The organism is bacterium (assembly GCA_040756715.1).
Taxonomy (GTDB): Bacteria; UBA9089; UBA9088; order UBA9088; family UBA9088; genus JBFLYE01.
The window spans coordinates 1-12,975 of record JBFLYE010000211.1 but is presented as its reverse complement, the minus strand read 5'-3'; the positions used below and the strand labels follow the sequence as shown (position 1 = coordinate 12,975).

The window sequence follows — 12,975 nt, the reverse complement described above, 5'->3', positions numbered from 1 at the left end:
AAAATACAAAGGCATCCGATATTGCATATTTTGCCTCAGTTGATATTGTAGAGCCTGATATTGACCTTATAATTGTTTCAACATCAACACCGGATATGATATTTCCTTCCACAGCTTCCCTCTTGGCAGAAAAATTGGCATTTAAGAATGTTGCTTGTTTTGATATATCTGCTGCCTGCACAGGTGCTTTATATGCTTTGGAATGCGGAAGATTTTTCATAGAATCTGGGCAATACAAAAAGGCATTGATTACCTCAGCTGAAGCCACATCAAAGGTTATTGACTGGAAGGATAGAAATACCTGTGTTCTCTTTGGTGATGGTGCGGGTGCTTGTCTTCTTAAGGAAAGCAATGAAAAAGGAATAATCGGAAGCTATTTTAACACAAATGGCTCTTTGGCTTCTCTATTAACCCTTCCTTTGGGAGAAACCATTAAAATGGAAGGAAAAGAGGTTTTTAAATATGCTGTTGTTTATATGACAGAGGCAATTGAAAAGCTTCTTTTTAAAACAGGCTTTAAGATGGATGATATTAGCCTTGTAATCCCACATCAGGCAAACTTAAGGATAATCACCCTCCTTGCCAAGAGGCTTAAAATACCTGAAGAAAAGATGTTTATAAACCTTTATAAATATGGGAATATGCTTTCTGCCTCAACAATTGTTGCTCTGGATGAGGCAAATAAAACAGGAAAAATAAAGGAGGAAGACCTTGTCCTTCTTGTTGGCATAGGAGGAGGCCTTACCTGGGGGGCTATGCTTATAAAATGGTAGCTTTTGAAGCTTCTTATGCCTATTTTGACAACAGCTTGAAAGCAATGGAGATGCCGATAATATTTCCTGCCCAGGAACAAAGAAAGGGAGAGGTATCCATTTGGCTAAAAAATAGCATCCCTTCCCAATAGATAAAGGAAATAAGCAAAGCAATCCCTATATTCCCATATAGCCCAAATTTTAAACCACTTGTAAGCATTCCCAAACCAATCATTGCTAAAACAAGGCTTGAGAATGAAAATGCTATCTTAAAATGAAGCTCCTTGAGATAATTTTTATCAGAGATTCCATATCTTTTTGCAATCCCAATTGCCTTAAAAAGCATGCTTGGTTTCATTAGCTCCTCGCTAGATTCCACAAAAATCCTAATTTCCTCAGGCTTTGGAAGACAAAAATTTAATATAGGGATATTTGTCTCTTTTTTTACCTCCCCCTTTTCTATTTTTCTTTCTATTCCCTCGGTAAGATGCCATTTTTTATTTCTGTATTCACAGAGTTTTGCTGAGATTATGAGGTCTTCTCTTTGAATCTTAAGGTTTCTTATCCTATTTTTCTCTAAAAAGCCAATATGAACAAAGGCATTAGAAAGCTTAAGGGAAATGGGCTTTTCTTCACTTACAATCCCTTTTATCCCCTTTTTAAGGATAGTATGGCTCCTATTGGATTGAGGAATAAGAAACTCAGAAAAACAAAGCAAGATAAGGCTTAATAGAAAAAAGAGGCAAATAACGGGAAGGACAACAGCCATTTTTGATACCCCTGATGAGAGAAGAAGCCTAAGTTCACCCTTTGTTATAATCCTTGTTCCTAAAGAAAGAATGCTTATAATCCCTGAGATGGGGAAGGTGAACAAAAGATTTTGGGGGATATTGAGGCATATATATTTCAATATAACAATAAGCCCTGGCTTATATGTGAGAAAGAATTCAAGGGAAGAGAAGGCATATCCAATAAGAAAAAGGCAATTTGTTAAGATAAGGGTGATAATAAATGGTCTTATGAGGGTTATAAGGAGATATTTAGAAAGGAGTTTCATCTTAAAAGCTTAAAGAGGGAAGGAATGCCTAATATTCCAAAGAGCATATTGGGAAGCCATAGAATCATTGGAGAAAGAACCCCTTTCTTTGATAATGCCTCACAGAAGATAAAGATAATGTAATATAGAAGAATAATTATGGTTGATGCCCCCAAGCCAAACATTCTTGCCTCCTTTTTTATCCTAATTCCAAGTGGAATGGCTATTAAGGAAAGGAAGAAACAGGCAAATGAGATGGAAAGCCTCTTATGGAGCTCTGTTAAAATATAAGGGTTTTTCTTTTTTCTTTTTAGCTCAGAGAGCGTCAAATGAGAGATGGATGTTTTTTCTATATCCATCTTTAGATTAATTGGAATATGAAATGAGCTAAATTTCATTATGTGATACATATTTGGGTCATTTTTATCAAGCTCATAGAGTGAGCCTTCTTCTAATGAAAGGAGCATATTCTCCATTTTTCCCCTCTTTGCAAATATTATCCTCTCTCCCTTTCCCTCTGTGATGTATATATCCATTAGCTTTTTATCCTTTATTTTATCTATATAAATTTCTTTATTTTGTATCTTTACAAATGTCTTCTCTTCAAGTAATACATCCTTTTTTGTTATCTTTTCCTGAAGCAATTTAAGATGAAATGATGCAGAAGGAGAAATGTTGCCATTTATAAACCTTGCAAAAAGGGAAAGAAAAAGGGAAAAAATAAGGAGGGATATAACTACCCCTCTTATACCAATACCTGATGATTGAATGATAACTATAGAAGAAGAAAGCCTTGCTAGCCCTGTAATCAAGCTCATAAGAAATGCCATGGGAAGTGCAGTTCCTAAGGCTTCTTCAATCAATAAAAGAGAAATCTTAATTGTGGTAAGGGAAAATCCAAATTTAAGGATAGAAAATGCCTCTTCCATTGTTAAGATAAAGAGGAAAAATAAACATGAGGCAAGAAAAATGATGCCTATCTCCTTTATAATGTATCTATAAAATAGCTTCATTTTGCATTTTATTATATGATATATCTCCTTAAAATTTCTATAAAAAGGGGGTAAAAATTTTTGATATTTTTCTATTTTCTTTTATATAATTTAAAATTATGCCAGCTCGTTCTGATATTCACAAGATCCTTCTCATTGGCTCTGGCCCAATTGTGATTGGTCAGGCTTGTGAATTTGATTATTCTGGAACACAAGCTTGTAAGGCATTGAGGGATGAGGGCTACAGCGTTGTCCTTGTCAATTCAAACCCTGCAACCATAATGACAGACCCAAACACAGCAGAAAGGGTCTATATTGAACCCTTAACCATAGATTTTTTAGAGGAGATAATCAAAAAAGAGCGTCCGGATGCCCTATTGCCAACCATTGGTGGTCAAACAGCCCTTAATCTTTCATCCTTGCTTTATGAAGCTGGAATTTTAGAGAAATACAATGTGAGAATGATCGGAGCAAATTATGATGCTATCAAAAGGGCAGAGGATAGGTTGTATTTCAGAAGGGCAATGTCTGAAATTGGATTGGATATACCAAAGGGTATAGTTGTAAAGAGCTTAAGGGAGGCAAGGAAGGCTATAGAAGATATTGGATTTCCCTGTGTGATAAGGCCATCGTATACATTGGGTGGAATAGGGGGTGGAATAGCAGAGACTCAAAGAAGATTTGAGGAAATGGTAAAACAGGGGCTTCATGAGAGTATGATCGGTGAGGTCTTAATAGAGGAATCCCTTATAGGATGGAAAGAATATGAGCTTGAGGTAATGAGAGACTTAAAGGATAATGTGGTGATTATCTGCTCCATTGAAAATCTTGACCCAATGGGCGTTCATACCGGAGATTCAATAACCGTTGCTCCGATTCAGACATTAACCGATAAGGAATACCAGAAGATGCGCGATGCCTCAATTGCAGCGATAAGAAAGATAGGTGTTGAAACAGGTGGCTCAAATGTCCAATTTGCGGTTTGTCCAAAGAATGGAAGATTAGTAATCATTGAGATAAATCCAAGGGTTTCAAGGTCATCTGCTTTAGCTTCAAAGGCAACAGGCTTTCCTATTGCAAAGATTGCCGCAAAGCTTGCAATTGGCTTAACCCTTGATGAGATACCAAATGATATAACAAAGAAAACACCAGCATCATTTGAGCCAACCATAGACTATTGCGTGGTTAAGATTCCCAGGTTTGCATTTGAGAAATTTAAAGATGCAAATTGTATTCTTACCACATCAATGAAATCTGTGGGTGAGATTATGAGCATAGGAAGGACATTCAAAGAGGCATTACAAAAGGGCATAAGAAGCCTTGAAATGGATATGTATGGGCTTTTTTCCGATGATTCTGATATAGGGCTTATTGCAGGTCTTTTTGCCCCTAATAAAGATAGGCTACTTTATATCTATAAGGCAATAAAAAAGGGTATAAAGATTAGCGAAATCCATAGATGGACAAAAATAGACCCATGGTTTTTGAGAAACATAAAGGAAATTGTAAGCATGGAAGATGAAATTGCAAATTGCAAATTGCAAATTGCAAATTTTAAATTGTTGAAAAAGGCAAAGGAATATGGATTTTCTGACCGGGAGATAGGAAGGTTAGTAGGAAAAGATGAGAAAGATATAAGAGAAATGAGGAAGTCTCTTGGGATAAATCCAGTATTTAAATCTGTGGATACCTGCGCAGGAGAATTTGAGGCAGAAACACCATATTATTATTCAACCTACGATGAAGAAGATGAGGTTTCTGTATCAGAGAGAAAAAAGGTTATTATTTTAGGCTCTGGTCCAAACAGGATAGGCCAGGGAATAGAGTTTGATTATTGTTGTTGTCAGGGCGTTTACGCATTAAGGGAAGAAGGGTATGAAGCAATTATGATAAATTGCAACCCGGAGACCGTATCCACGGATTATGATACATCGGACAAATTATATTTTGAGCCAATGACTTATGAGGATGTAATGAATATCATCGAGAAGGAAAAACCCCTGGGTGTTATCCTCCAGCTTGGAGGCCAGACACCCCTAAAGCTTGCCATACCACTTGAAAATGCAGGGGTTAAAATATTAGGAACATCCGTTTCCTCAATTGATATTGCAGAGGATAGGGAGAGGTTTTCAGAGCTTATAAAATCCCTTTCTTTAAATCAGCCCCCAAATGGTTATGCCAAATCTATTGAAGAGGGATGTTCTATCGCAAAAAAGCTTAGTTTTCCTGTCCTTCTTCGTCCATCCTATGTATTAGGTGGCAGGGCAATGGAGATAGCTTATGATGAGGATGATGTTAGAAGCTACATTGAAAGGGCAATCAAGGTATCTTCTTCTCGGCCTATCCTTATCGATAAATTCCTTGAGGATGCAATAGAGGTTGATGTGGATGCCATATCTGATGGAAAAATTGTTGTAATTGGTGGTGTTATGGAGCATATTGAAAGGGCTGGGATACATTCAGGAGATTCTGCAATGGCTTTTCCTCCCCATACATTGAGCAAAGATATAATTGAAGAAATTAAGGAAACGACAAAGAAAATTGCCCTTTCCCTCAATGTGATTGGGCTTATTAACATCCAATTTGCTGTAAAAGGGGGAGAAATCTATATTTTGGAGGTAAATCCAAGGGCATCAAGGACAATCCCATTTATCAGCAAGGCAATTGGTGTCTCTTTGGCAGGTCTTGCTGTAAAGGTTATGCTGGGAAAGAGCCTTAAAGAGCTTGGCTTTACAGATGAAGTTACACCCCCTTATTTTTCAGTAAAGGAATCTGTTTTTCCATTTACAAGGTTTTATGGCGTAGATTGTCTGCTTGGGCCTGAGATGAAATCAACCGGAGAGGTTATGGGAATTGCAAATAGCTTTTCCTGTGCATATGCAAAGAGCCAAATTGCCGCAGGACTGGTTATGCCTGAAACAGGCAGGGTTTTTGTGAGTGTTCCAGATAGGGAAAAGCCAAATATATTAGAGGCTTCTCGGCTATTTTTAGAGCTAGGGTTTAGCCTTGCTGCCACAAAAAATACAAGGGATTTCCTGGAAAAAAATGGCATTTTGGTAGAAAAGGTCTTTAAGGTAGGAGAGGGAAAACCAGATATTGTTGATATGATGAAGAAGGGTAAGATATCTTTGGTTATAAATATTCCCTCGGGGAAAAAAGCCCATAAGGATGAGATAAAAATAAGGACAACCGCCTTAAATCTTTCAATCCCTATTATTACCACATCAGATGGAGCATTGGCTACCGCGGCTGGAATATCTGCCTTAAGAAAGGAAAAAAGGGAGGTAAAGTCTATCCAGGAATATCATTTAAAAACTTTAAAAATGCAAAATTGTGGTTAAAATGCGCTTGAAGGCGATTAAGGAGGAGATAGAGAAATTAAGAGAGGAAATAAGGTATCACGATTACAGGTATTATGCCCTTTCCTTGCCGGTTATTTCAGATTATGAGTATGACCAACTCCTTTTAAGGCTTAAAAGGCTTGAGGAAGAAAACCCTGAATTTATTACAGAAGATTCGCCAACCCAGAGGGTATCGGGAAAGCCTCTCGATGAATTTTTAAAGGTAAAGCATAGGATTCCCATGCTCTCCCTTGATAATACATATTCATTTGAGGAGGTATTGGAGTTTATGGAAAGGGTCAAAAGGGCTTTAGGTTTTTCTCCTGAATGGGTTGTAGAGCTTAAGATTGATGGGGTTGGTGTATCTTTAATTTATGAAAATGGCGTATTTACAAGGGGAATAACCAGAGGCGATGGTAATGTTGGCGATGATATTACATTAAACCTAAAGACAATAGCAGGTCTTCCCCTTAAGCTTTTTGGGAATTTCCCAGAATACCTTGAGGTAAGGGGAGAGGTCTATCTTCCCAAGAAAGGGCTTGAGATAATAAATGAAGAAAGAATAAAGGAGAACCTCCCTCCATTTGCCAATACAAGAAATGCAGCATCTGGTTCCCTCCACCTCCTTGACCCCTCTATTGTGGCAAAGAGGCCTTTAAGGATATTTGTTCATACACTTTCCGAATCAAGCATTCCCTACAAAACACATTATCAGGCATTAGAGAGCTTTTTTAGATTTGGCCTTCCGGTAAATCCCAATTTTATCTTATCAAAGGATATTTCTCAAATCCAGACATATTGTAAAGTTTGGGAAGAAAAAAGCAAAGCATTGGATTATGATACAGATGGCGTTGTTCTAAAGGTAAATCAATATGAGCTTCAAGGCATACTTGGGACTACAGCAAGAAGCCCAAGGTATGCAACGGCATTTAAGTTTAAGGCAGAACAGGCGACAACCAAGCTTTTGGATATAAAAATTCAAGTAGGAAGAAGCGGATGCCTTACACCGGTTGCCATTTTAGAGCCTGTATCCCTTGCGGGTGCAAAAATATCAAGGGCAACCTTGCACAATGAGGATGAGATAAAGAAAAAGGATATAAGAATAGGAGATCGGGTTATGGTTGAAAGATCCGGGGATGTTATTCCAAAGGTTATTGGTGTAATTCCCGCTAAAAAAAGGAACGAACCTTATAAATTTCCCAAGACCTGCCCTGTTTGCAATGCACCGGTGGTAAGAAAAGAGGATGAAGCAAGAATATATTGCACAGGGATAAATTGCGAAGCCCAGATAAAGAGGCGTATTGAATACTTTGCCTCTCGGGGATGCCTTGATATAGATGGCTTGGGAGAAAGGGTGGTTTCTCAATTGGTGGATTGTGGCTTGCTTAAAGGAATAGAGGATATATATAAATTAAAAAAGGAGGATTTAACCTCCCTTCCCCTATGGGCTTTAAAAAAGGCAGAAAACCTTATCTCTGCAATTGAAAAAAGCAAGAAAATGCCCTTAAACAGGCTGATAAATGGCATTGGAATCCCTGGCGTTGGCTCTACTACATCCATTCTTTTGGAGGAAAAATTTGGCTCTTTAGATAATCTTATGAAAGCATCTTATGATGAGCTAATTTCCATTTATGAAATAGGACCTAAAACAGCAAATGAAATAATCTCCTTCTTTTCCCAGGAAGATGTGCAAAAATTGATAAAAGCCCTTAAAGATTATGGTCTTAATCTGGAAAAGGGGGAAAAGGAAGGGCTTGCCCTTACAGGAAAGGAATTTGTAATAACCGGGGCAATTTCTGGTATAACAAGGAATGAGCTAAAGAGGATAATTGAAGAGCTTGGTGGTATGGTTAAAGAAAGCCTATCAAAGAAAACAAGCTATTTAATTGTGGGAGAAAAGCCAGGCTCTAAACTTCATCAGGCAAAAAGGCTTAATATTCCAATTATAAGCGCAGGGGAATTTTTACAGGACAAAGTGTTTGGCAATACTAAGGAGGCTAAAAACATACGATTCATATCACCTTATTCCTAATATCTTATGAATTTGGGGGATTATTCTAACCTCAGAAAGTTGCTTAAATGCCATTTTTTGAAAAGAAAAGGGTTTATCAAAGCTTACCTTTCCATCTGGTTGAATAACCAGGGGAATCTTTGGGTCTATATCCTTTATTATCCTTACACCCTTTAAAAAATCATCCTTGCTTGTCTCTTTTGTTATAACAATCTTTACAAAACCATCCTTTATCTTTTTAAGAAACCTTTTATGTTCCTCCCAAATAGGTTTTTCTTTTGTTGATGAGGGAAGCTTTATATCCATACAAACAAAGTCAATAATATCTTTTATTTTTTCAAATTCATCGGGAAGGCTTCCATTTGTATCAAGACAGACAAAATATTCCCTCTCTTTCAAAAATTCCTTTATAAAATCTATCTGAAGAAGTGGCTCTCCACCCGTTAAGGATATTGAATGAAAGGTTTTTTTCTTAAGGCTTTCTTTAAGCAGCCCTATTTCAATAGGATTTTTTACTTTTTTCTTAAAAATAAGGCATTCTTTAGAGGGTATTTGTGCATCTTTTGTATCGCAGAAATCACACCTTAAATTACATCCTGAAAATCTAATAAAGACTTGTCTTTTTCCTATCCAAAGCCCTTCTCCCTGGATGGAAAGGAAAACCTCTTTGATGTTTGCATTCATAGGGGAAAGACTTGGAGGTCGGTATAGATAGGGCCTTTTGGGGTAAGCTTGCTTTCTATGAGCATAATTTCTTTAACTGACATTTCATCAATAATAAATCTTTTAGAAAGATAGGGGGAAAGCAAATTTGTTTTTTGAGGGCTTTTTATCCTTGCCAGGGTTAGGTGGGCAGAAAAAGGTCTTTTTTCTTTTGGAAAGCCTATTTTAAAAAGAGAATCTTCCAGGGAATTGGCGATTAAGGAAAGGGAATCAAAGCCCTTTTCAATCCCAATCCAGATAACCCTTGGATAATCTTCTCTTGGAAATGCACCAATGCTTCCAAATGAAATGGTAAAGGGCTTGTGTTTTAATGCCTCATCTTTTAAAACATCAAGAATCTTTGAAAGCCTTTCTTTTTCTACCTCTCCTAAAAACTTTAGGGTAATATGGCAATTGGCTGGATTTACCCATTTTGGCTTTAAAGGTATTTTTATTTCTTTTATGGCAAGGGAAATTGCATCTTTTATTCTTTCCTCTAATTCAATAGCAATGAATAGCCTCATTTATTCTTCTTCTCATACATTTCTTTCACCAAGAAAGCCTTGCAGGATTACCTGGGCTGACAGCATATCGATCACCCTATCCCTCTTTTCTTTTTTTACTCCCTCCAATACCCTTTCTGCCTCTTTTGTAGAAAGCCTCTCATCCCAGAAGGTGGTAGGAATATCTGTTATTTCACTAACCTTGCTAGCAAATTTTAATACCTTTTCTGCCTGATGTGCACTTTTTCCATCCATAGTAAGGGGAAGGCCAAAGACAATTTTAGAGGGATTATATTTTGATAAGAGCTCTTTTAAAGATTCTATCGCACATTCCATTTCAATTGTATCAATGCCTAATGCAATTTTACCTTCTTCATCTGATATTGCACAGCCTATTCTTTTATCACCCACATCCAAAGCAAGTATCCTCATAAATAAATCCCTAAATCCTAAATCCCTTTTTTATCCTAGCAACCGCCTCTTCTATCTTATCATCAGGGCTGGTCAGTGAAAATCGGACAAACCCTTCACCATATTCACCAAAGCTAATCCCAGGGGTTACCACAACACCTGTATCTTTTAAAAGCCTTTCTGAAAAATCAAAAGATGAGCCTTTAATGGGAAGGAAAAGATAGAATGTTGCCTTTGGCATATCTACCTTAAATCCACAAGAGGAAAGGCCTGAGGCCAAAATATCCAGCCTTCTTTTATAAACTTTCCTCATTTCCTCAACAAAGCCTTCATCTTTTAAGGCAGAAATTCCAGCATGTTGCACTGCTCCAAAAATTCCAGAATCAAGGTTTGTCTTAAGGGAAAGGAGGGATTGGATAATATCCCTATTGCCTACACAAAAACCAAGCCTCCATCCCGCCATATTGTATGTCTTTGAGAATGAATGGAATTCTATACCAACATCTATTCCTCCCTCTATCTGCAAAAGACTTGGGGGTTTTTCATCAAAATAGACCTCTGAATAGGCAAGGTCAAATAAAATAATAATGTTGTTTTTTCTGGCAAAGGATACAAGGTTTTTTAAAAAATCCAGAGAGCAAACCGCAGCGGTTGGATTATTTGGGTAATTAAGAAAAAATGCCTTGCACCCTTTTGGGTCAATGTTATCCAAATCGGGTAAAAATCCATTTTGGGAAAGGAGGGGAACAATCTTTGGAATACCGCCGGCAAGGATTGTCGCTGATTTATAAACAGGGTAACCTGGATCTGGAACAAGGACATAGTCAGAGGGATTGATTATGGAAAATAAAATATGGGAAATTCCATCCTTTGAACCAAGTAAAGGCAATATTTCATTATGGGGAGAAAGGCTTACATTAAATCTTTTTTTATACCAGAGAGCGATCTCTTTTCTTAAGGAAAGATAGCCATTGTATGGAGGGTATTGATGGGTAATTGGGTCATCTATTGCATTTTTTAAGGAAGAGATTATATATTCTGGGGTTGGTAAGTCAGGGTCTCCTATACCCAGGTCAATAATATCTCTCTTTACCCCTTTCTTTAGCCTTGTAATTCTGGCAAATGGATACTCCGGAAGGCTTTTTAGTCTATCTGATCTTCTATTCATTTTTTACCATAGTTTACCTCTTGATTATCCGAAGTTTTGCACCCGAACACTATAATTTCCTACTTAAATATACAAATCCAACCACTTTTTGTCAAGAAAGGTATGTGTTTAGCACCTTAATATGTGTTTAAGCTTCCTCATTAAAGAGGGAGAAACGCTTTGTTTCATTGTAAATTTTAAATTGCAAATTTTAAATTGTAAATTTAAAGAGGTAAAAATAATATCATAAAAAATTCATCACTCTCTCAATTTGCAATTTACAATTTGCAATTGTTTAGCTTTAGCTAAACACGTACCAAAATTCTAATTCTTGCAAAAAATTAAATTTGTTTGTATCCTTTTAGAATGGCTACTACATTGATAAAGGCAGAAGAGGAGCATATCTTAAGGGTCCTTCCTATACTCTTAAGAAGGGATGACCATTTCAGAAAAGAGGTCTCTATTGTCTTAAGTGAAGCATTTGCTACAAAAGGTGAGATAAACCAGGTGCTTTCCGAGATAAAGCTCTTAAGGGAGGCCTCAGATAAGAAGTTTGAACAAGTAGATAGAAGGCTTGAACAAGTAGATAGAAGGTTTGAACAAGTTCAGGAAGAGATAAAGCTCTTAAGGGAGGCCTCAGATAAGAAGTTTGAGGAAATAAATAAAAGATTTGAGGAGCATAGAGAGGAAACAAATAGAAGATTTGATGCAATGGATAGAAAACTTGAAGATCAGAGCGATTGGGTAGGTGTAGTGGTGGGAGGCCTTCAAGGGAGGGCAGGTAGGAATTTGGAGGATACAATTGCAGGAACATTAAGATGTGTCCTGAAAACACCGGAGCTAAAGCCAGAGTATCTTATGATGAGAAAGAAGATAACAGATGAAGAGGGGATTATGGGAAAAAAGGGAAAAAGCTATGAAATAGACCTCTATGTCCATAATTCTTATGCTTTGGTTTTTGAGATAAAATCCTATGCTGAAACTGATGATGTAGAAAGATTTAATGACAAGGCAGAGATAGCAAAAAAGCAATTTAACATCCCTCAAGCAAAAAAGGTATTTGTTACCTTACAAAAAGGAAGGGATATGGCTGAAGTTTGCAAGACTTTTGGAATTGAGTTGGTTTAAAAAAAGATAATAAATGGGAAGTAAAGCAATGAATAAAAGATTACAATTAGCCGAGGGGTTTTTGAAAGAGGGAAGGCTTGAGCTTGAAAGGTATGAGGCAACAAGGAAAGAAACTGCTCTCAAAATTATAGACAATATTTTATCAAATGGAGGATAAAGTGTGACTGGGGATGAACAAGTTTTTTGAATAAATTTTATAATTGTTGACAACAATTTTTAAGAGTCAAAAATGGATAACCTTAAAGCAAAACAATATGTAGATCAGGCAGATAAATACATCGGACAAGGTGATAAAGAGATTAAGAATGGCGACTTGCGTCAGGCTGGAGAGAAATATTGGGGTGCAGCCACCCAAATCCTGAAGGCTTATTGTGAAATGAAGGGCTGGCCGCATGATGGCCATGCCAAGCTGTTTCAAGATGTAGGAGAGATATCTAAAGAACTGGGTGACCAAAAGATAAGGGAACAGTTCGGTTTGGCAGGTATGTTACATATAAATTTTTACGAAGGCTGGCTTACCAAGGATGATGTCTAAAAGAGGGGAAACACCCCGTCGCTTCGCGACCGTAAGGTCTGACGGGGTGTTAAAGGGGTGGCAGGCGAAGCCTGAGGGGGTAGTCTTACCATACCATTCCAATTTAAAAGAAAAAGCTAAACAATTACGATACAAAAAAATTGCTTGCAAAAAATTTATCCTAAAGATTAAAACAATAAAATAAAGATGATAACCTATGCATTACCAAGAGAAGCCTTTGAATTATTAGAAGAGGCATTGGGTGAAAGAAAGAAGGCAGAGACCTTTGCTAAGGCTTTTGAGGCAGCAATCTCTGCCATTGATGAAAAGGCAAAAGAAGTAATCGTTGAGAGAAAGGGCCAGATAAAGGTTGAGTTAAAGGATGAGTTAAGAAAGGAGCTTGTAACCAGAGAGGTATTTGAGGAGAGATTTAATGTG

The 12,975-nt window shown here is 37.2% G+C and carries 13 protein-coding genes; 7 read left to right on the top strand and 6 right to left on the bottom strand.

The window, feature by feature from the left end; all coding sequences use genetic code 11:
• A partial coding sequence (locus tag AB1397_08265) for a beta-ketoacyl-ACP synthase 3 (GenBank protein ID MEW6482965.1) occupies positions 1–773 on the top strand: 773 nt, incomplete at its 5' end.
• A 19-nt stretch (positions 774–792) separates the two neighbouring features.
• Here the strand turns inward: AB1397_08265 and AB1397_08260 are convergent.
• Positions 793–1,809 carry an LptF/LptG family permease gene (locus AB1397_08260; GenBank protein MEW6482964.1) on the bottom strand — a complete coding sequence of 339 codons (1,017 nt, stop codon included), beginning with the start codon at positions 1,807–1,809 and terminating at the stop codon, positions 793–795.
• A complete protein-coding gene (locus tag AB1397_08255; GenBank protein MEW6482963.1) occupies positions 1,806–2,801 on the bottom strand; it encodes an LptF/LptG family permease in 996 nt (331 codons plus the stop codon). The genes AB1397_08260 and AB1397_08255 overlap by 4 nt, the downstream gene beginning before the upstream one ends.
• Before the next feature lie 98 nt (positions 2,802–2,899).
• On the opposite strand from AB1397_08255, the gene carB reads away from it, so the two are divergent.
• Together carB and ligA are read left to right on the top strand one after the other, a co-directional pair.
• Positions 2,900–6,121: a carbamoyl-phosphate synthase large subunit gene (gene carB, locus AB1397_08250; protein MEW6482962.1), complete on the top strand. Its 3,222-nt coding sequence runs from the start codon at positions 2,900–2,902 to the stop codon at positions 6,119–6,121.
• A 1-nt stretch (position 6,122) separates the two neighbouring features.
• A complete protein-coding gene (gene ligA, locus AB1397_08245) occupies positions 6,123–8,153 on the top strand; it encodes an NAD-dependent DNA ligase LigA (protein MEW6482961.1) in 2,031 nt (676 codons plus the stop codon).
• On the opposite strand, the gene AB1397_08240 is transcribed toward ligA, so the two are convergent.
• The 4 genes from AB1397_08240 to AB1397_08225 are packed head-to-tail and all read right to left on the bottom strand — an operon-like array spanning position 8,139 to position 10,916.
• A complete protein-coding gene (locus tag AB1397_08240; protein MEW6482960.1) occupies positions 8,139–8,816 on the bottom strand; it encodes a 7-carboxy-7-deazaguanine synthase QueE in 678 nt (225 codons plus the stop codon). The two genes, ligA and AB1397_08240, sit on opposite strands and share 15 nt — an antisense overlap.
• Positions 8,813–9,358, bottom strand: a complete 546-nt coding sequence (thpR, locus tag AB1397_08235; GenBank protein MEW6482959.1) for an RNA 2',3'-cyclic phosphodiesterase — start codon at positions 9,356–9,358, stop codon at positions 8,813–8,815. Before thpR ends, AB1397_08240 begins: the two co-directional genes overlap by 4 nt.
• A gap of 12 nt (positions 9,359–9,370) precedes the next feature.
• Positions 9,371–9,769, bottom strand: coding sequence for a Holliday junction resolvase RuvX (ruvX, locus tag AB1397_08230; protein MEW6482958.1), 399 nt, complete (start codon positions 9,767–9,769; stop codon positions 9,371–9,373).
• Between the two features lie 10 nt (positions 9,770–9,779).
• Positions 9,780–10,916 carry an aminotransferase class I/II-fold pyridoxal phosphate-dependent enzyme gene (locus AB1397_08225; GenBank protein ID MEW6482957.1) on the bottom strand — a complete coding sequence of 379 codons (1,137 nt, stop codon included), beginning with the start codon at positions 10,914–10,916 and terminating at the stop codon, positions 9,780–9,782.
• 345 nt (positions 10,917–11,261) lie between these two features.
• Between AB1397_08225 and AB1397_08220 the strand changes: the two genes are divergently transcribed.
• The 4 genes from AB1397_08220 to AB1397_08205 form a co-directional block, all read left to right on the top strand.
• Positions 11,262–12,023: a hypothetical protein gene (locus AB1397_08220; GenBank protein ID MEW6482956.1), complete on the top strand. Its 762-nt coding sequence runs from the start codon at positions 11,262–11,264 to the stop codon at positions 12,021–12,023.
• Between the two features lie 28 nt (positions 12,024–12,051).
• Complete coding sequence (locus AB1397_08215) at positions 12,052–12,180, top strand: hypothetical protein (GenBank protein ID MEW6482955.1); 129 nt, start codon at positions 12,052–12,054, stop codon at positions 12,178–12,180.
• 72 nt (positions 12,181–12,252) lie between these two features.
• Positions 12,253–12,558 (top strand): PaREP1 family protein, encoded by a 306-nt coding sequence (locus AB1397_08210; GenBank protein MEW6482954.1) that lies wholly within the window; start codon positions 12,253–12,255, stop codon positions 12,556–12,558.
• A gap of 186 nt (positions 12,559–12,744) precedes the next feature.
• Positions 12,745–12,975 (top strand): hypothetical protein (locus tag AB1397_08205; protein ID MEW6482953.1); only part of this gene is annotated, 231 nt, incomplete at its 3' end.